Annotated in this window: 17 protein-coding genes; 8 read left to right on the top strand and 9 right to left on the bottom strand. The window is 63.1% G+C overall.

All coding sequences use genetic code 11. From position 1 onward, the window contains the following. Positions 1 to 2: 2 nt before the first annotated feature. Positions 3 to 1,616 (bottom strand): TIGR04372 family glycosyltransferase, encoded by a 1,614-nt coding sequence (locus HY058_03375; protein MBI3496327.1) that lies wholly within the window; start codon positions 1,614 to 1,616, stop codon positions 3 to 5. A 175-nt stretch (positions 1,617 to 1,791) separates the two neighbouring features. Here HY058_03375 and HY058_03380 point away from each other — a divergent pair, with 175 nt between their 5' ends. Continuing rightward, entirely contained in the window at positions 1,792 to 2,772 is a 981-nt protein-coding gene (locus tag HY058_03380; protein ID MBI3496328.1) for an FkbM family methyltransferase, read from the top strand. A 29-nt stretch (positions 2,773 to 2,801) separates the two neighbouring features. Here HY058_03380 and HY058_03385 read toward each other — a convergent pair whose 3' ends face one another. Both HY058_03385 and HY058_03390 read right to left on the bottom strand, forming a co-directional pair. Next, a complete protein-coding gene (locus tag HY058_03385; GenBank protein ID MBI3496329.1) occupies positions 2,802 to 3,155 on the bottom strand; it encodes a hypothetical protein in 354 nt (117 codons plus the stop codon). Further along, positions 3,148 to 4,263, bottom strand: coding sequence for a Gfo/Idh/MocA family oxidoreductase (locus tag HY058_03390; GenBank protein ID MBI3496330.1), 1,116 nt, complete (start codon positions 4,261 to 4,263; stop codon positions 3,148 to 3,150). The genes HY058_03385 and HY058_03390 overlap by 8 nt, the downstream gene beginning before the upstream one ends. An 825-nt stretch (positions 4,264 to 5,088) precedes the next feature. On the opposite strand from HY058_03390, the gene HY058_03395 reads away from it, so the two are divergent. The 3 genes from HY058_03395 to HY058_03405 are packed head-to-tail and all read left to right on the top strand — an operon-like array spanning position 5,089 to position 8,354. Then, a complete protein-coding gene (locus tag HY058_03395; protein ID MBI3496331.1) occupies positions 5,089 to 5,316 on the top strand; it encodes a hypothetical protein in 228 nt (75 codons plus the stop codon). Positions 5,317 to 5,346: 30 nt separating this feature from the next. Further along, a complete protein-coding gene (locus HY058_03400) occupies positions 5,347 to 6,738 on the top strand; it encodes an aminotransferase class III-fold pyridoxal phosphate-dependent enzyme (protein MBI3496332.1) in 1,392 nt (463 codons plus the stop codon). A gap of 20 nt (positions 6,739 to 6,758) precedes the next feature. Further along, positions 6,759 to 8,354: a GMC family oxidoreductase N-terminal domain-containing protein gene (locus HY058_03405; protein ID MBI3496333.1), complete on the top strand. Its 1,596-nt coding sequence runs from the start codon at positions 6,759 to 6,761 to the stop codon at positions 8,352 to 8,354. Positions 8,355 to 8,391: 37 nt separating this feature from the next. Here HY058_03405 and HY058_03410 read toward each other — a convergent pair whose 3' ends face one another. From HY058_03410 to HY058_03425, 4 genes are all read right to left on the bottom strand, one after another. Then, the gene (locus HY058_03410; GenBank protein MBI3496334.1) at positions 8,392 to 9,375 is read right to left on the bottom strand and encodes a methyltransferase domain-containing protein; all 984 of its coding nucleotides are present in this window, start codon (positions 9,373 to 9,375) and stop codon (positions 8,392 to 8,394) included. Between the two features lie 15 nt (positions 9,376 to 9,390). Beyond that, positions 9,391 to 9,630, bottom strand: coding sequence for a hypothetical protein (locus HY058_03415; GenBank protein ID MBI3496335.1), 240 nt, complete (start codon positions 9,628 to 9,630; stop codon positions 9,391 to 9,393). Between the two features lie 39 nt (positions 9,631 to 9,669). Beyond that, positions 9,670 to 10,974: an EAL domain-containing response regulator gene (locus HY058_03420; protein ID MBI3496336.1), complete on the bottom strand. Its 1,305-nt coding sequence runs from the start codon at positions 10,972 to 10,974 to the stop codon at positions 9,670 to 9,672. A 200-nt stretch (positions 10,975 to 11,174) separates the two neighbouring features. Beyond that, positions 11,175 to 12,863, bottom strand: a complete 1,689-nt coding sequence (locus HY058_03425; protein MBI3496337.1) for a HAMP domain-containing protein — start codon at positions 12,861 to 12,863, stop codon at positions 11,175 to 11,177. A 235-nt stretch (positions 12,864 to 13,098) separates the two neighbouring features. Between HY058_03425 and HY058_03430 the strand changes: the two genes are divergently transcribed. The 4 genes from HY058_03430 (at position 13,099) to HY058_03445 (ending at position 16,325) form a co-directional block, all read left to right on the top strand. Further along, on the top strand, positions 13,099 to 14,235 hold the full coding sequence (locus HY058_03430) for a chemotaxis response regulator protein-glutamate methylesterase (GenBank protein ID MBI3496338.1): 1,137 nt from the start codon (positions 13,099 to 13,101) through the stop codon (positions 14,233 to 14,235). A gap of 174 nt (positions 14,236 to 14,409) precedes the next feature. Then, on the top strand, positions 14,410 to 15,261 hold the full coding sequence (locus HY058_03435) for a protein-glutamate O-methyltransferase (GenBank protein MBI3496339.1): 852 nt from the start codon (positions 14,410 to 14,412) through the stop codon (positions 15,259 to 15,261). Between the two features lie 154 nt (positions 15,262 to 15,415). After that, positions 15,416 to 15,805 carry a response regulator gene (locus tag HY058_03440; protein ID MBI3496340.1) on the top strand — a complete coding sequence of 130 codons (390 nt, stop codon included), beginning with the start codon at positions 15,416 to 15,418 and terminating at the stop codon, positions 15,803 to 15,805. Positions 15,806 to 15,845: 40 nt separating this feature from the next. Further along, the gene (locus HY058_03445) at positions 15,846 to 16,325 is read left to right on the top strand and encodes an Hpt domain-containing protein (GenBank protein ID MBI3496341.1); all 480 of its coding nucleotides are present in this window, start codon (positions 15,846 to 15,848) and stop codon (positions 16,323 to 16,325) included. Between the two features lie 44 nt (positions 16,326 to 16,369). Here HY058_03445 and HY058_03450 read toward each other — a convergent pair whose 3' ends face one another. Further along, positions 16,370 to 17,077, bottom strand: a complete 708-nt coding sequence (locus HY058_03450) for an HAD family hydrolase (protein ID MBI3496342.1) — start codon at positions 17,075 to 17,077, stop codon at positions 16,370 to 16,372. Positions 17,078 to 17,207: 130 nt separating this feature from the next. Further along, a complete protein-coding gene (locus tag HY058_03455) occupies positions 17,208 to 18,353 on the bottom strand; it encodes a hypothetical protein (GenBank protein ID MBI3496343.1) in 1,146 nt (381 codons plus the stop codon). Positions 18,354 to 18,376 lie beyond the last annotated feature (23 nt).

Consider the following 18,376-nt stretch of genomic DNA (forward strand, 5'->3'; position numbering starts at 1 on the left):
CTTTATGCAACAAAATATTGATATTTCCGAAGGAAATCCTCGCAGAGCAGACCATTGGAGACTACTCTGTTTCTTTTAAATATTTTGCACGCTTGTCTTTGCTGCTGACCAAAGGACGAAGGGTCATGAAAATCGTCCCGTGCCAACCTGCGAAGAAATTCCTTGACCGTCATCAACACCTCTTCCGCACTATTCTCGATTGCAATAATATTGTGGTCGTCCAATACTCTCTGATCGCTGATGTAACGGAATGGCGCGTGCAATAGATAAGACATTGGCACAATTCTATTGCTGATCCTATTCAGGAATAGTTTTGTCGAATAGACGCATCGTCCCGGCATCACCCCGTAGGACAGCTGCGCAAGGTTGATGGTGCAACAGGGCTTGTCGAAGGCGATGGCGAGGGAGAATGGGCCTGACTCGCTGCCAAAGTAAAAGCTACAAATTCGAAGAATCTCCACGTCCAATTCGGGTGATCTCTTTCCGCTATTGGCGTAGTCAAAAAAACCGTCCATCGCCTCGTACACAAACGTATTTTGAGCTCCGATCCTAATAATCTTGTAGCCCTGCCGTGTCAGATACAGCAGCGATGATTGAATTTTTCTCGGATCGGAGTTGCGAAATCTTTGAGTTTCCCGGTTGACCGTGTCTCGATTAAAGACATCCTCGCGGATGTGAAGGCAGACGATTTTGTCGTCGCGCGTCCATCCTCTCTCGGCCAGGAGCTTAGAAAATTCGTCTTCACCACGGATATTTGCATTCTTGTTTAGTAGACCACGAAGACCCTTCCTTTCCCACTCTCTCTGAATGATGCAATACACAACTGTCTTGAGATAATACCTCTTGCCGTAGGGAAGATAAGTCGTGTTGAGCCGCACGAAGTTCTCCTCGCCGGCAGCGGCAATTCCCGCCGCGGTTATCGGCTTCACCGATGCAGACCAAAGGTCGAAAGCCGCTGGATTCGAGATCGGCGCCGCGTCGGCGAGGACGTGGATGTCCCCTTTCGGCAGACGACCCAAGCGGAACATTTTATGAAGATAGTCGAACAGCGCGGCCATTTCTCCGATGTAGCGGGTTGAGTCATCGGTAATTAGATATTTGATCGTGCCGTTTTTTGATCTTGCCGTTTCGAGGGTCCTGTTAGACGTCGTGCCCAAAATATGAAAAATGTCCGCTAGGCGGCGTGCATCGATGCGGTCCCGAAACCAGGAGGTAAGGCAATGGGCGCTGTAATCGCGCAGCCCATAGGTGGAAACGGACCGCATCGTCCAAGCGAAAAATACCGCTAACTCCAGCTTGCTCAAGCTATGCTTGGATATTTTTACTATATGATATTGTATTACTGAATAAAATGACGATTCTGAGGCCGGGTCCAGGGCAAACAATTTCTTCGCCACCAAGAATAGAGTCTCGGTATGGTTCTGTTGAGAAAGGGCGTGAAACAGCGAAAACAACGCCAGATAATTATCTGGAGAGATCGCGAGGGCGCGCTCGGCCATCGTCCGGCAGTCAGAGAAACGTCCCGCATTCAAGGTGCTCAAGCAGTAGGCGACGATGGCATCGAGATGGCTGGGCTCCAATGACAACCGCTGCCGAAGCGCATCGCGGGTTGTCACCGAGCAATCGTCCCCTGAGGCAGCAATCCCATTCTCGGTCGCGTGGCTCCGCCGAAGTCGCCTCGGCGACGACAACACACTCCATTTGTTATAGATTATAGCAGATTAGGACAACGTTTGGCATATTGGCGCACGCGTCTCGGTAGTTCGTTTCAGGCGGCGAAGGATCTAAGCGTTGGCCCCGGCCCATCATCCGATCTTCGAACGATTCGTGCGGACGCCGCAAAAGACCGATGGGACGTTCGTCGATAACTTCGTCGGCGCGAAGACCAGAAACGAGTATGAGGCGGCTATGCCGCCGATTCCAAAACTGCAGACATTGAATTTCAGTGTCAGCGGTCGAGCGCTCAAGACCGACCCGGATCCGTCGTTGCCGCAGATGCTGAGCGAAGATTATTTCGAATGGATCGACACCTTGGAGGCGATCGATCAGGCCGAGGGCGATTTCGTCATGATGGAGCTCGGCGCCGGCTATGGCCGATGGTTGGTCAATGCGGCCGCGGCGATCCGACGTCATAAGACCAAGTCGGGCCTTGCGGCGCATTTCACTGCGGTCGAGGCGAGCCCGACCCGCTTCCGTTGGCTGGAGCAGAACTTCAAGGACAATGGCCTCGACACCGCCACCCATAGATTACTCTGGGGCGCGGTTTCCGACGGCGCCGAACCAGTGATGTTCCCCATCTACAACGCCAATTGGCCTGGCAATCAGGATCACGACTATGGTGCACGCCTGAAGAAGCCGGACGGCTCCGGCTTCCAGCGTGTCAATCTCAAGACCGACCTGAACCAGCTCTTCCCCGACCTCGAATACTATGAGAGTCCTGCGGCAGAGGGGCAGGTGTTCATTCGAGTCCCGACCACGCCGCTGTCTCACCTTCTCGGCGACCGCTCGCGCGTGGATTTGCTCGACATGGATGTCCAAGGCGCGGAGTTGGCGATCATCGCCGACAGCATGGACATGCTCAATCGCAAAGTGAAGCGCGTCCATGTCGGCACCCATGGCGAGGACATCGAGCGCGCAATCAAAGCGACCTTCGTCCAGAACCGATGGGTGAACGTCTGGGATATGCCATGGCACAAGATGCACGGCACGAGCTATGGTGATATGTACTTCTGCGATGGCATTCAGGGGTGGAAGAACCCGGCTTTCTTGTGAGCCTCGAACGCCGAGGCGATGCGAATTACTCACCGGTCAGCAATATAGGCGAAATACGGAGCCTTGAAGAACGATCGGACGAGGGCTCGGTTGTTCTGGATACCGATGAGGTCGGCCTCGAAACGTTCTTGGAGCAATTCGCTTGAGGCAACCTGCTTGAGCATTGCGACAAATAAATCCGCACTCATCCCGCCCTTATAGGTCGCAAACCAGATGGCCCCTTTGCCACTGACGGTGGAAGCTGCCGAGATCGACTGTCGTTTTCCGGGCGCTTGACGCTGCTCGGCGCAATGCTCGACCTCGCCATGGGTTGGGGCGCGGCCAGGCCGTAATGAGGCGTGCGCGTCGATGCCCTTAGGTCGGCAGCGCGGCCGATCAGGCACTTCTTAAGCGGCTCACGTCTGGTGCGCTGACGCCAGCAAGTGGCAGACTCGGGGTGGGCTTGCCCTCCGCGGCCAGGTGGCGGCGCCAGATTTCCTCGATCAGGCGGAGGTCCTCGAGCGCGTCGCGACCGTTGCCAAGCGGCAGGCTCCCGGTTCGAACGTCCTTTACGAAGGCTTCCGTCTGCCGACGAAAGGCCCAGCTCCAGTCGATGGCTGGCATGATCGTTTCCCGTGCGCCGCCGGCGCGCTCCAACGTCACCTGCGCGGAAGCGTTGCGCAGCAGCGGGGCCGCGAACTCGATGAGCAGCCGCCCCTTCTCGAAGAAGATCTCGAGTCCTTCATGCCAGCCGGGAACGCTCGTTTCACCGAGCTCCATGACGCCAAGGCATGTGCCGAAATCAAAGGTCACGATATGGCCGGTAGGTTGGCCCAATCGGACGTCGAGCAATTCAGGCGTGCGTCCCATGACGTAGCGAAAGGTGTTCACGTCATGGACGAACACATTGAGGAACTGCGCATAGGGCCGAACCCACGCCTCAGGCATCCAGTCCGGCGCGATTGGCCAGATCTTGAGCCCCTCGGGCCGTTGCTCGGCGGTCATGACGTAGTCGTCGACATTGGCCGCGAAATCGCCCGTGAAGCAGTAGCAGCGGGCGAAGACGAGCTTGCCGAGCGAGCCATCTGCGAGAAGCGCGTCGAAGAGACGTTTGCCGGTCTGCAGGCCAGCATCGTGACGCTTCATGAAGCCGACGGCATAGCGGAGGTTGCGCGCCTCGGCCGCCTCGACCAGCCGCGTTGCCTGGGCCAGCGTGTGGGCCATCGGTTTCTCGGAGAACACCTGCTTGCTGGCTTCGAGCGCGTCCAGGACCACCGGGCCGGTCGCGGGTCGATTCGTAACGACAACGACCGCTTCGACCGCCGGATCCTGCAAGAGCTCGAGATGCGACCGGTAGAGCCGCGGGATGCCGAAGCGCTCGCCGACGCGTCTGCACAGCTCGGCTCTGAGGTCGGCCAAGGCGACGATCTGACAATCGTTGAACTGCCGGTAATTGGCGATATGCGCCACTTGTCCGACGATTCCGGCGCCAACGACGCCGATTCCAAGCATTGGCCCCCCAGCAGCAGTCATTCGGTTCCCAATCGCCGCTCCGCCGAAGGGGCTCGGTCGGCGGCGCCTCACGCATCCAATTTGATTATCCGGGATTCCCCAGATGAACCCGTGTTTCTGGCAAAACATAGGCCGTCCGGGTCGCTCCTGGCAATCTCGGTCGCCTTCAATGAACGGGACGCCGATGCCCTAGACATAGCATGCCCTCAGGGAGCGTCCGTCGACAGGACCCGGTCAGGGGTCGGCCTCGATCGGCCGGAAGGTCGATCCGGTCGAGCCCGCCGCGGTCGGTGATTTTTTGCCGATGGTCGCGCTCTAGCTCGGCTGCGGGAAATATCTCCGGCCTTTGACCCGATAGACGACGAACCCGACGGGGTTGACGGAAGCGAGCTTCCGAGCATCGGCCCGGGCCTCCTCGAGGCTGCCATAGATCTTTCCCGGCTCGACCCGGCGCGCTCGCAAGATGGCCCGGCGTAGCCCTGAGGGCCAGGGTTCCGCGAGGTCTTGCCGATAATGAACTGTTTCATCCGTCTGCCCTGGCGTTGCCGCAAATCTGCCTGCTTCGCCCGGCATTCTGAAGGGGTGTGATGCCGGTCACAGCATTGGGACGGCGCGTCGGGTCAGGCTCATCGGGCCGGGTGATGGCAGGAGGGGAACATGGTTCGGCTCGGGCGTCGGTTGATGGTGTGGATCCGGTTGGGTTTCCTGCGCTCCTACCAGCCTGAACGCCACTACATGCGTGGATCCTCGACCAGACACGGCTCCTGATCCTCCGCTTCCGCCAAGGCGGAGCACTGTCGATCCGCCGAAGTCTGCGACATCAAGATGGCGCCGGTCAGCGGGCTGGAATTGGTCGAGTTTATCCGCACCGACCCGCAGCTGGGCATGCAAAACACCCCGGTGATCATCCTCACTGCCAATCCGGTCAAGGACAACGTCCTGAAGGCGCGCTCCTTCGGCGTCGAAGCCTTTCTCGCCAAGCCCGTTTCTCGGGCGAGCCCCTTTGGCGAAGACCGGCTAGAATGCCCGCCGCTCGTTTCGTCTCGATCTTGAAAGAGAGGAGTGCGACCGGCCATGGCGTCCATGACGGATCAGGTGAATTCCCTCGGCGCCCGCTACGCACGCCATGTGCTGCAGGCCTATGGCGATCTCGATGGGTTGAAGCGTCAGCCGCCGGTCATGGTGACCAAAGCCAAAGGCGTCTACGTCTATGACGACGAAGGCAAGGAATACATCGAGGGTGCGGCCGGCATGTGGTGCGCGGCCTTGGGCTTCTCCGATCAGGAGCTGATCGAAGCGGCCTGCGCGCAGCTGAGGGAGTTGCCCTGGTATCACAACCTGTTCGACAAGGGGCTGCCGATCCTGGGCGAGCTCGCCGAGAAGCTGAAGGCCATCGCGCCGGCGCCGATGGCGCGGGTCTTCTTTGGCAATTCCGGCAGCGAGGCCAACGACGCCATGGCCAAGCTCGTGTGGTACTACAACAACGCCGTCGACCGGCCGAAGAAGAAGAAGATCATCGCTCGCCATCATGCTTTCCACGGCATCACCGGCGTTGCCGCCTCGATGACCGGCATTCCGGTCATGCACCAAGGTTTCGATCTGCCGCTGCCTGGCTTCCTCCACACCGACACGCCGCACTACTACCGCGACGGCAGGCCCGGAGAGAGCGAGGAGCAGTATGCCAGCCGCTTGGCCGCCAATCTCGAGGCGATGATCCAGCGCGAGGGGCCCGAGACGATCGCGGCCTTCATCGCCGAGCCGGTCTTGGGCGGCGGCGGCTGCATCGTACCGCCGCGGACCTATTTCGAGAAGATCCAGGCCGTGCTCAAACGCTACGACGTGCTGATGCTGGCCGACGAGGTCATCACCGGCTTCGGGCGCACCGGCAACATGTTCGGCTCAGAGACCTTCGCCATCCGCCCGGACATGATGACGGTCGCCAAAGGCCTGACCTCCTCCTATCTGCCGCTCTCGGCGCTCCTGGTCTCCGAGCCGATCTACGCGGCCATGGAGGCGCAGAGCCGCAAATTCGGCCTTTTTGCCCATGCTCACACCACCACCGGACACCCGGCTGCGGTTGCGGTCGCGCTCAAGGTGCTGGAGGTGTTCGAGACGCGCGACCTCCTCGGCCATGTGCGGCGGATCGCGCCGGATTTCCAAGGGCAGATCGCGAGCTTCGCCGACCATCCGCTGGTCGGCCACACCCGCGGCGTCGGCCTCATGGGCGCGGTCGAGCTGGTCGCCGACAAGAAGACCAAGCGGTCGTTCGAGCCGGCGCTCAAGATCAAGAACCGGGTCAGGGTGCGCGCGCAGGAGCTGGGCGCCATCGTTCGGACCAGCACGGCCGGCGACTCGATCGCCTTCTCGCCGCCGCTGATCATACAGCCTAGCGAATTCGGCGAGCTGTTCCGGCGCTTCCGGCAAGCGCTCGACGACATCCACGGCGAGATGCTGAAGGAGGGGATCGCCGCCTGACTCCGATCTCGCCGGCCACCATGGACTTCGACACCATCATCGTCGGGGCGGGCTCGGCCGGCTGCGTGCTGGCGGCGCGTCTCAGCGAAGATCCCTCGCATCGGGTCCTGCTCCTGGAGGCGGGCCCCGAGGATCGCAATCCCTGGATCCATATTCCGCTCGGCTACGCCAAGACCATTCGCGACCCCAGCGTCAACTGGATGTACACGAGCGCGCCAGAGCCGGGCACAGACAATCGGGCGCTGGCTTTACCCCGGGGACGCGTGCTCGGCGGCTCCAGCTCCATCAATGGACACGGCTTCACCCGCGGCCAGGCCTCCGACTACGACAGCTGGGCGCAGATGGGCAATCGCGGCTGGTCCTTTGACGAGGTGCTGCCGTATTTCCGCAAGCTCGAATGCTTCGAGGGCGGAGCCGATGCCTATCGCGGCGGCGACGGGCCGTTCCGGGTGAGCCGGGTCAAGGATCGGCCGGTCGTTTGCGAGGCGTTGCTCGCCGCCGCCGAGCGCCACGGCGTCCGACGCAATTCGGACCAGAACGGGGCCGACCAGGAGGGCATCGACTACTTCCAGCGCTCGATCAGCCGGGGCCGGCGCGTCAGCACCGCCAGGGCTTACTTGAAGCCGGCGCGGGGCCGCTCAAATCTCAGGGTCGAGACCGGTGCCCTCACCGAACGCGTTCTCTTCGAGGCTAGACGGGCGGTCGGCGTCGCCTATCGCCAGGGCAGCGAGCGGCGTCAGGCGCGAGTCTCGCGGCAGGTCATTCTCGCCGCCGGCGCGGTCGGTTCGCCCCAGCTCCTGGAGCTTTCGGGCATCGGTCAAGCCGATCGGCTGCGAAGCCTCGGCCTCGCCGTCGTCCATGATCTACCCGGCGTCGGCGAGAACCTGCAGGACCACTATCTGGCGCGTCTCACCTGGCGCTTGACCAGGCGTGTCAGCTTCAACGAGCGTACCCGCGGTCTCAGGCTGTTCGGCGAGGCGCTGAAGTATCTGGTCTTCCGGCGCGGCGTGCTCGATGTCTGCGCCGCCCAGCTCTGCGCCTTCATCCGGTCCCGCTCCGAGCTGGACGCTCCCGATCTCGAGCTGACAATGACTCCCTGGAGCTTCGACGGCGGACGCATCGGCAGGCTCGAGCGCGAGCCCGGCATGTCGATGGCGGCCTTCCAGCTTCGCCCGGAGAGCCGGGGCTCTATCCACATCACCGCCGCCGATCCGGCGGTGCCGCCCGCGATCCTGCCGAACTATCTTGCCGCCGAGACCGATCGCCGCGTGCTGGTCGCAGCGGTGCGCATCGGCCGACGCATCGCCCAAGCATCCGAGCTCGACGGATTTCGCGGCCCCGAGACCAACCCCGGACCCGGCGTCGACAGCGATGCGGAGATCGTCGACTATGCGCGACGGACCGGGCTCAGCGTCGGTCACCTCGCTTGCACCTGCAGGATGGGGCTGGATCCGATGGCCGTGGTCGACCCCGAGCTCAGGCTGCACGGCATCGCCGGCTTGCGCGTGGTCGATGCCTCGGTGATGCCCAGCATGATGTCGGGGCATACCAATGCGCCCACCATCATGATCGCCGAGAAGGCCGCAGACCTGATCAAGGCATCGATGCGCGCCTGAGCGCCGGCGAGGCGCCGATCCCGGGGAGAAATAGGGGCTAGCTGCCGGGCTTGATCGCGAAGAACCGGTAGTGCTTGAGCTCGCCCTTGCGCAGGAGCGCCATGCGTCTTGCCCAGATCTCCGCCTCGCGAATGAGGATGGGCATTGTCTCCTGGCTGATGACGATGCCCTCGGTGGCGATCTGCAGCTGGTCCCAGCCTTCTCGAATGAGCGTGCGATGCCGCTCGCTCATGTCTTCGGCGATGCGCAGGTCGAGGCCGAGCGCCTGGAGCGCGATGGCGTATCCTTCGACCGACCAGGGTGTGGCGCCGGCCAGCTCCCGATCCTGCCATTCCACGATGCGCGGCGATGGATCCTCGTTCGTCGGCAACACGTAGTCGGTGAAGCAGAGCTGGCCGCCAGGCCGCAGCGCGCCCGCGATCACCTCCAGCAGATTCGCCTTGTCCGGAACCGTGAACAGCGCCTCCTTGGAGTAGATGGCATTGAAGCTCTTCGGTTTCAGCGTCAGCCGGTCGCCCGCGTGAAACTGCACCGCTGCCTTCTTCTCCATGCCGGCCTTGGTGGAACGCTCGACGCCGGCGACCGCCAGCTCCTTCCACCACTCGATGCCGGTAACCCAGGTATTGAAGGTTTTGGCGATGGTTCGTGCCCCTCCGCCGAGACCGCAGCCGAGGTCGAGAAGCGTCATGGTCTCGTTGAGCGCCATCGGCTTTACCAGCTCGAGGATGTGATCGCCGCCACCAGGCGTGTGGAAGCCGTCGCCCCACAGCCGCTCGACCACGTGGATGCGGCTGGCCGTCCACACCCTGACTTTCGCCGCCGCAGATTCCGTTGCATCATTGGCCAGCGCCGCCGGGGGAGCGGCGGGCGCCATGGTGATCGCGGGTGGCGGCGTGGGACGCGGGCAAAGATCGAGGGGGTCGTAGCCGTTCCACCAGGCCTTGAGCTTGGTGCGGAACGGGATCTTGCCCGGTGCCGGCGGTCCGATCCCGGCGCTGTGGTCAAAGGCGAGGGCGCTCATGATAGGCCTTCTCCATCAATTCCGAGCGATCGCCTCTTCGACATCGCTCGCACTGATCGTTACACCCGTCATCCTCGAGACGGCATCCGCGGTCGTTTGGATTGCGCTTTTGCGCGCGACGGGCCCGGCGAGGCCGCGTTGGTGCAGCCGCAGCACGATGGCGGAATAGGCCCTGAGGATGACCCGGTTCGTCGCGTTCAAGGCCCTCCTGCGGTGCCTAAGCGCGGTTACTTCGATGTCGCTGTCTTCAAGCATGTCGTGAATGCCATGATCGGATGCGGTGATCGGAATTGTTCAGGCGACCGTCAGCTCGACGCCCCGGGCCTCCCAGATCTTGAGCCAGCCGCCGAAGGCGTCGGAGGCCATCGGTCGCGCGAAGTGGTAGCCCTGGGCCAGCTTGCAGTCGAATGACCGCAGCATCTCCATCGTCTCGCGGTTCTCCACCCCCTCGGCGATCACGCCGAGGCCGAGATTGTTGGCAAGGCCGATGATCGACTTGACGATAACCTGCGCCGCCTTGTCGCGGAGAATCGAGCCGACGAATGAGCGGTCGACCTTGATCAGCGAGACGGGCATGCGGTGCAGCTCGCGCAAGCTGGAATAGCCCGTGCCAAAATCGTCGAGCGCCACGTGGAAGCCCTTGATTCTGAGCCGTGTCACCTGCGAGGTGGTGAATGCGGGATCGGCCATCGCCGCCGTCTCGGTCACCTCCACGGTCACGCGCGACGGCTTCATCCCATGGCGGAAGGCGATCTGCACGAGCTGGTCGGGAAAATGCTGATCGCCTAGGCAGGTGGGCGGTACGTTGATCGCGACCGAGGGCTCGCCGGGCAGAACCGAAATCGACCCGATCGCGAGCTGCGCGACCTGGAGCGTAAGCGGGAGAATCAGCGCGCTCTCTTCGACCAACGGAATGAACCTGTCGGGATGGATCAGCCCGCGAACCGGATGCCGCCAGCGGACCAGCGCCTCGGCTCCGACGACCCGACCGGTGGCAATCTCGACCACCGGCTGCATGTGGACGACGAGCTCGCCGCGCTCGAGCGCCTGCTTCAGCTCCGGCTCGGTTACGGCCGAATGGGTCAAAGCGTATTGGTCCAGGGCGCCTTGCAGCTCGGCGGGATCGAACGGCTTCCGCATCGGCGCCAGCATGGTGAGGCCGAGGGTACGTCCGAAGGCGACGGCGGACTGCAACACCCTCTCCTCGCAGCCGGTCAACAGCAGAATCGATGATTCGCAGGCAATTTCACGAAGGTGACGCAGAACGCTGACGCCGTCGGTCATCCCGAGATTGAGATCCAGCACGACGACATCGGGGGCCGCGCCCTCGGTCATGACATGAGAAAATTCATCGACGGTCTGTGTCGCGACGGTTTCGAAGCCGGAGAGCTCCGCGATCGCCGCAACGAGGTCGCAGATGAGCAACTCGTCATCGAGGACGACGAGCCGGCGCAACATGGATTGCCGGATATCGCCCGTGTCGTCCGCCTCGGCGAGAGATCCGGCGCCGAATGGAGTCGGTTGTCCCTGACACACAACCGCGTTCTGTGCCGTGGGGGAACCACCCTGCGCCGGCGTGAGATCGAATGCGAGGCTCATCTATGCTCTCCAAACCAAGGTTGATTTCAAGATCGTCGATCGCGTCGACACTCGCCATCAGTCGAAAGTATGAGCGAATTGTTACCGGACCTTCGTCGTCGAATTCCGGTGCGCGCATGGCGCATGCAAGCGCCGGGTTCACCGTGGTGGCAGTGCGGCCGCGGGCGCCGATGATGGGCGTGGGGACGTTTGTGGTCGCGCTAAGCGGCTTTGAGCTCGACCAGGAATGACTCGACCTGGCGACGCAAGACGGTGGATTGTTCGCCGACGCTCTCGGCGGCCTCCAAGACCTTCGCTGCCGATTCGCGCGTCGCCTCGGTCGCCTTGGCGACCTCGGCGATGTTGAGCGAAACGTCGCCGGTGCCGGTGGCAGCCTGCTGAACGTTGCTGGCGATCTCCTGGGTGGCGGCCCCCTGCTGCTCGACCGCCGAGGCGATCGCTTGCGAGATGCCGCTGACGTTATCGACGGTTTCGGCGACGCCGGTGACCGCGGCGCTCGCCTCGCCGGTCGCCGATTGGATCATGGCGACCTGCTGGGAAATCTCCTCGGTGGCTCTTGCCGTTTGCGTGGCCAACGCCTTGACCTCGCTCGCAACCACGGCGAAGCCCTTGCCGGCCTCGCCGGCGCGCGCAGCCTCGATCGTCGCGTTGAGCGCCAGCAGGTTCGTCTTGCTGGAAATATCGGCAATCAGCTTCACGACCTCGCCGATCCGCTGGGCGGCTTCGCTTAGGCTGCTAACGGTGCTGGTCGTGCGTTTGACCCGGTCGCTCGCTTCTCCAGCCTTGGCGGCGGTGTCCTGCACGCGGGCACTGATCTCGCGGATCGATGCGGAGAGTTCCTCGATCGCCGAGGCGACGGTCGCGACATTTCGCGTCGCTTCCTCGCCCGCGGCCGCCACCACCGTCGAACACTTCGCCGTCTCCTTGGCGGTCCCGGCCATAGTTGCGGCGGCTCCCTTCAGCGTATCGGAGGAGCCGGAGAGCCGATTGGTCACCCGGTCGACCTCTTCAATGAAGCCGTTCACTATGCGGTCGACGGCCTGACGCCGCTTCTCCTTGGCTTCCCGCTCGCTCGCGCGTTCGCTCTCGAGAGACGTCGCTTTGATCATGTTCTCCCGGAAGACCAAGACGGCACGCGCCATCTCGCCCACTTCGTCGCCGCGCTGGGTGAACTGGATCTCGTCCGCGGTATTACCGGCGGCCAGCGTGCGCATGCAGTGGTTCAGCCGGCGAATCGGCCGCGTCACCGCGCCGGCAGCGACCCAGATCGCAAGCGCAAGGCCGAGACCGATGCCCGTTGCCGACACCACGATCAGCAGCATAACGCGACCGTTATAGAAGCTTGCGAGTGCCTCGGGCACCACCAGCATCTGCCCGTCGAGGTGGTTGACCAGACTCTCCATCTCCTTGTTCAATGCCTGACGATTGGTCCGGTTCGCTTCGTTGTCGCCGATCTCACGGGTGACGGCCGGTCCCTGTACGCGCCCGATGGCCACCATCTCGCGGCGGAATTTGATGAACTCGCGACCCTTGAGCATCGCCGGCAGGGTGATCGAGCCCTCCACGGCAGGAGTGATCGCTTCGAGCTCGGCCAAGCGCTCTTCCATCGCCTTCAGATTGACGACCAGCGGCTTGGCGTATTTATCCTGCTCCGGCAAATCGCGGGACATGTACATCCCGCGGGAGTCCATCACCACGGCCAGAATGAGGCCGTTGATCTTGTCGGCCAACAGGGCGCGGCTCGACAAGTTGGCCAACTCTGCGACCTTATGATTATAGGTCTGCATCGCCTGCAGACCGACGCCGCAGACGGAGATCGCGATGAGTGCCAGAATGCCGACGGCGCTGCAGATCTTCGCGCTGATGCCGAGCTGACCGAGCATGCGCATGGCGGGCCTCTTCCGTATTGTGGAATTCGGAGAACCGAAGATGCCGAAGCATGCGGCCGGAGTGATCTATACGAACGTATGATATCGCCGCTTGGCACCGGGTCCTACAAAGCGCATGGGGCGCGCCAGACGATGGCGGGCCCATGGCGCTTTCATGGAAGGGCCTGTCCGCGTGAGACCTGCAGAGACAATCGCCATGCCGCCCTCCGTCGCCATGACTGAGCCCTATCGCGTCATGATCGTCGACGACTCCGCGGTCATTCGCGGCCTGATCGCCCGCATCCTGGAGGCCGATCCCGAGATCAAGGTGGTCGCCTCTGCGGCCGATGGTCTGATGGCGATCGGCACGCTTCGCCACCAACGGGATGGCGGTGCCTCGGCGGAAGTTCTGGTGCTCGACATCGAGATGCCGCGCATGGACGGATTGACGGCGATTCCGAAGCTTCTGGAGATCGATCCGGACCTGAAGATCGTCATGGCCTCGACGCTGACCCTGCAAAACGCCGAAGCCAGCTTGAAAGCATTGGCGGCAGGCGCCTCCGACTATGTGGCGAAACCGACCTCTGCCGGCGCCATCCGCGGCACCGACGAGTTCAAGCAGGGGCTGATCCTCAAGGTGAAGGCGTTGGCCGGCGCACGGCGCGACGGCGAGGGCCGGTCACGGCCGCGAGCCGAGCGTGATCCGTCCACGAGGCAGAAGCTGCCGCCGCGGCCGGGAGGCGGACCGGGCTCCAGTCCGACGACTCATCCGGCGAAGACACCGATCGCGCTCCGGCAAGCAAATACGATCTCCCCGGAAATCATTGCCATCGGCAGCTCGACCGGCGGTCCGCAAGCCTTGCAGACGCTGCTGGCGCGGCTGCCGCAGAATTTGCGGGTGCCGATCCTCATCACCCAGCACATGCCCCCGACCTTCACCACGATTTTGGCCCAGCATCTGGCCCGCTCGAGCGGAATTCCAGCGGCCGAGGCGGTGGACGGGGAGAGCATTCTCCCCGGGCGGATCTACGTCGCCCCGGGAGACTTCCACATGCTTGCCGAACGGCGGGCGGACGGCATCGTGCTGCGCCTGGTCAAGGATGCGCCGGAGAATTTCTGCCGTCCGGCGGTGGATCCGATGTTTCGGGCCGTGGCGAGGACGTGGGGCGCGCGGGCGCTGGCGATCGTGCTCACCGGGATGGGCCAGGACGGACTTGCCGGTGGCCGCGCGCTGATCGAGGCCGGCGCTACGCTCGCAGCCCAGGACGAGAAGACCAGCGTGGTCTGGGGCATGCCCGGGGCCGTGGCGACGGCGGGGCTCTGCACCGCCGTGTTGCCGATTCCAGAGCTTTCCGCATGGATGCGCCGCCGCGCCGGGCTCGAGGCTGCCTGAGCGGCTGCGAACGAAGCGCGGGCGATACGTCCGATGTCTCATCGATTCCAATCCGCCGTCGCGCTCCCTCATACCTTCGTTGGATACCGGGCTGAGCCGCATGCCCGTAAGCTTTTTGCGGTATCCAAGTGTCGGGCCGCGACCGGCCCCAGCAATTGAATGGAGCGAGGCTTCATGCAGACCGATGCGTTCCAATTCCTGGCCGGTTTGGTCAAGGATCGCTCCGGAATCGTCCTCACCCCGGACAAGGTCTATCTGCTGGAGAGCCGGCTGATGCCGATCGCCCGCAGACTCGGGCAGGCGAGCCTCGACGACCTCGTCGCCAGGGCCCGCTCTCGTGAGGTGCCGAGTGTTCTGGACGAGATCGTCGAAGCGATGACGACCAACGAATCCCTGTTCTTTCGCGACGTGAAGCCTTTCGACCAGTTTCGGCGCGTGGCCCTGCCGAAGCTCATCGAGGCCCGCGCCGGAGCCCGGCAGCTCAAGATCTGGAGTGCGGCCTGCTCGAGCGGCCAGGAGCCCTACAGCCTGGCCATGGTTCTGGCGGAGGAAGCGAACCGATTGCAGGGCTGGAGAGTCGACGTGCTCGGCACCGATCTCTCGAAAGCCATGGTCGAGCGTGCCCGCGGCGGCGTCTATTCGCAGTTCGAGGTGCAGCGCGGCATGCCGGCACCGATGCTGGCGAAGTATTTCGTCCAAGACGGCGAGAAGTGGTCGGTTGCCTCGACGCTGCGTCCAATGACCCGGTTTCACGAGTTCAATCTCCTGGACGATCCGGCGCCCCTCGGCCAATTCGATGTGGTGTTCTGCCGCAATGTGCTGATCTACTTCGATCAGCCGACCAAGGCGAAGATCCTGGAGCAGATCGCGCGCCGGCTGCCGATGGACGGCTTGCTGTATCTCGGCGGGTCAGAGACGGTCTTCGGCATCACCGATCAATTCGCGCCGGTTCCCGGCGAGCGCGGCGTTTACTGCCTCACCCGTCAAGCCCTCTCCGTCGCCACGCCGATCCGCGCCGCGGCGTAAGGCCGGAAGCGGCGACTGCCGCGGGCCAAGACGGCAGCACGGCGCATCACCTCATACTTTTGTCTGATGGGCCACCGACGCCCGAATGGGTAACCTCCTGAAGTTAGCGATTTTACTCACCTGACGAGCGGTTTTCGAGAAGGAGCAACGTGCTATGACAGTCAGCAAGGAAATGGAAGTCCTGGTCGTCGACGACTATGCGACCATGCGCCGTATCATCAAGAATCTCTTGAACCAGCTCGGCTTCAAGAATGTGAGCGAGGCAGAAGACGGCGCCGCCGCCTTGGGCAAGCTCCGGGCGAAGCCCGCCGGCCTGGTGATCAGCGACTGGAACATGGAGCCGATGACGGGCCTCCAGCTCCTGAAGGAAGTGCGCGCCGACGGCAAGCTGAACGGCGTCCCCTTCATCATGGTGACGGCCGAGAGCAAGACCGAGAACGTGGTCGCCGCCAAGCAAGCGGGCGTCAACAACTACATCGTCAAGCCCTTCAACGCAGAGACGCTGAAGCAGAAGATGCAGTCAGTGATCGGCGCCTTCGACTGAGCTCGGGGCGCACCACGTCCCCCGCTTGGATGTATGGACCATGGCGGAATTCGTCATGCCGCCAAGCTCCTTGCGCGACAAGGTCGGCAAGGGCATTCCCGGCGGCGGGGTCAAAGCCATGCGAGAGGCTGAAGCTGCGGCCAAGCGGCATTTGGAGCGGTCGGACTACGCCAAGATCGCCCAATCCTCGCTCGACCGATTGAGCGCGGAGCTTCGCTCTCTCATTGCCGATCCCGCCGACAGGCTTGCCGCCAAACGCGCCTATGAGATCGCCCACGACCTCCGCGGAGAAGGCGGCAGCTTCGGCTATCCCGCCGTCTCCCAAGTGGCGACGCTGATCGTCAAGGTCCTGGATGAGACGACCGGCCTCGCCCCGGATCAGGTCGAGGTCATCCGCCTGCAGATTGCCACGCTCCGCGCCATCGTGCGCCTGCGTGCCAAGGGCAGGCCCTACGGCACCACGCTCGAGGTCATCAACGGCCTGGAGCTTCTGGTTGAGCGTCTCGCCGCTTTCGGCTAGGGGCGTCGCCGCCGCCTGAGTGCCTGACGCGCCTGCGCCCACGATCAGGATGAGCTGGAAAGCTCCGCGACGAGGTCGACCAACTCGCCCAGATGGGACAGACGCCGGAAACGCGGCTCCTGAACCGGCGCCTCGCAATGCTCGAGTGCCCAGGTGAGCGCGTGCGGTACGTGAACGCCCCAGCTCCCCGCTTCGATGGCGGGAACGATGTCGGACTTCAGCGAATTGCCCACCATCATGCTTCGGCTTGGGCCATCGCCGTGCCGATTGAATATCCGCTCATAGGTGGATGCATTCTTTTCGCTGACGATCTCCACCGCATGGAACAGCTCGCCGAGCCCCGATTGCGCCAGCTTTCGCTCTTGGTCGAAGAGATCACCCTTTGTGATCAATAAAATTCGATAGGACCCAGCCAATTCTTCGAGCGTCTCTCTGACATAGGGGAAGGTTTCGACGGGGTGACCAAGCATGTCCCGACCGACGGCGAGGATCTCTCCGATGACCGACGCAGGCACGTGCCCTTGGGTCACCTCGATGGCGGTCTCGATCATGGAAAGGGTGAAGCCCTTGATGCCATAACCATAGAACTGCAGATTCCGCCTTTCCGACTCCAGCAATTTGCGGGCGATGTCGTCCGCCTCCGCATGCTCGGCCAGCAGCGTTGCAAAGCGCGCCTCGGTCAATTTGAAGAAGCGTTCATTGTGCCAAAGCGTGTCATCGGCGTCGAACCCGATGGCGGACAACTGAGGCATGCGGGAATGCATTGGCGACGCTGCCCTCAAACGTTTCTCGGTGACCAAGACCTGGGTCGCAGATCGATGGTTTTCAACGTCCGCGCCTCTGCGGTGCCGAGCGGGCACGCTCGAGATGCGGATGGTGATGTCAGAGGAATTTATCGAGCGTAAGGCCCCGACGCTCGGCTTCAACCTTGTAGACGAGCTTCAGCTGGCTTTCCTGGTTCTTGAGGTCGGTGATGGCTTGGGCGGGGTCGACCTCTTGCGTCCTCGCAAGCTGCTGGTCGACGGCGATCGCGGTACTGCTCTGTTGCTTGGAGAGGGTCTGCAGCCCGCCTTCCGCGATGGCGAGCCTGCCGATGACCGCATTGAGGCCCGTCGCCGGCGGCGCCACGGTCGGCACCCCGGCGGGGGCGGCCGCGGCGGCGTTCAATCCTTGATCGATGCGGACGCTCGCGGCGTCGAGCAAGCTCAAGAAGCTCTGCCCCGTGGCGGTCGACGCGCCGGCCGGGAGCTGGGTCGCAGCCAGGGTATAGAGGCCCTGCTGGATAGCGGCGATCGCCGGATCGTCGCCGCGAAGCGTATAGCCGAGATCGGTGTTGGGTGCCACGCGGGCGCTGACGGCCGCTCCCGACGGTGGGTTGTTGGAGTAGGGGGCGGTATCGCCGACATAGGGGTAGGTGTTGGCGATGCCGTCGTAGGGTGCCGCGGTCGGCGTGAGGGTCGCGACAGCGGCATTGAAGGCGACGGCGGCGCCATTGGCGACGTAGTTCGTGCCGGGAGCGGTATTGATGACATTGCCGGCGACGCTCAAGGGCGAAGGGCCATAAAGGGTCGAATTCGCCGGCACGGAGGGTGGCGTCGACACCGCCCGGCCGGCAAAGAGGTGACGGCCGTCGAACTCGGTGTTCAACACGCTTTGGATCTGCCCCAGCGCCTCTACGGCACGGTCCTGCAGGAGCGAGCGCTGCGTCGGGTCGGATTCGAGATAGGGTCTCGCCTGGATGTAGGCGGACTTGAAATCAGCGGCGACGCGGGCGATCTGCACAAGCCCCTGGCCAATCGTCGCAATTCGTCCTTGGGTCGTCTGCACGCTCGTTTGATAGCTCTGCAGCACCGCCTTCTGGGTGCCGAGCTCGAGGCTGGCGGCGGCGCCGGCGCCTAGCTCGGCGAAGGACGAACCGGCGAGGCCGGTCGCCGCCTCGGTTTGCAGCGTGTTGAGCCGGCCCTGGATCTTGCCGATCTGGCTGTGTAGCAGAAGGCTCGAGGTGAGCGTGGAAATGGGGCCCGTCATCGCCAGCCGATTATAGGCCGGGC

Source organism: Pseudomonadota bacterium (assembly GCA_016195085.1).
Classification (GTDB): Bacteria; Pseudomonadota; Alphaproteobacteria; order SHVZ01; family SHVZ01; genus JACQAG01.

Excerpts from the sequence above, each read along its gene's own strand:
- HY058_03390 (MBI3496330.1), bottom strand. The coding sequence starts at position 4,263 with ATGCTTGGAATCGGCGTCGTTGGCGCCGGAATCGTCGGACAAGTGGCG.
- HY058_03395 (MBI3496331.1), top strand. The coding sequence starts at position 5,089 with ATGGCGCCGGTCAGCGGGCTGGAATTGGTCGAGTTTATCCGCACCGAC.
- HY058_03400 (MBI3496332.1), top strand. The coding sequence starts at position 5,347 with ATGACGGATCAGGTGAATTCCCTCGGCGCCCGCTACGCACGCCATGTG.
- HY058_03405 (MBI3496333.1), top strand. The coding sequence starts at position 6,759 with ATGGACTTCGACACCATCATCGTCGGGGCGGGCTCGGCCGGCTGCGTG.
- HY058_03410 (MBI3496334.1), bottom strand. The coding sequence starts at position 9,375 with ATGAGCGCCCTCGCCTTTGACCACAGCGCCGGGATCGGACCGCCGGCA.
- HY058_03415 (MBI3496335.1), bottom strand. The coding sequence starts at position 9,630 with ATGCTTGAAGACAGCGACATCGAAGTAACCGCGCTTAGGCACCGCAGG.
- HY058_03420 (MBI3496336.1), bottom strand. The coding sequence starts at position 10,974 with ATGAGCCTCGCATTCGATCTCACGCCGGCGCAGGGTGGTTCCCCCACG.
- HY058_03425 (MBI3496337.1), bottom strand. The coding sequence starts at position 12,863 with ATGCGCATGCTCGGTCAGCTCGGCATCAGCGCGAAGATCTGCAGCGCC.
- HY058_03430 (MBI3496338.1), top strand. The coding sequence starts at position 13,099 with ATGATCGTCGACGACTCCGCGGTCATTCGCGGCCTGATCGCCCGCATC.
- HY058_03435 (MBI3496339.1), top strand. The coding sequence starts at position 14,410 with ATGCAGACCGATGCGTTCCAATTCCTGGCCGGTTTGGTCAAGGATCGC.
- HY058_03440 (MBI3496340.1), top strand. The coding sequence starts at position 15,416 with ATGACAGTCAGCAAGGAAATGGAAGTCCTGGTCGTCGACGACTATGCG.
- HY058_03445 (MBI3496341.1), top strand. The coding sequence starts at position 15,846 with ATGGCGGAATTCGTCATGCCGCCAAGCTCCTTGCGCGACAAGGTCGGC.
- HY058_03450 (MBI3496342.1), bottom strand. The coding sequence starts at position 17,077 with ATGCCTCAGTTGTCCGCCATCGGGTTCGACGCCGATGACACGCTTTGG.
- HY058_03455 (MBI3496343.1), bottom strand. The coding sequence starts at position 18,353 with ATGACGGGCCCCATTTCCACGCTCACCTCGAGCCTTCTGCTACACAGC.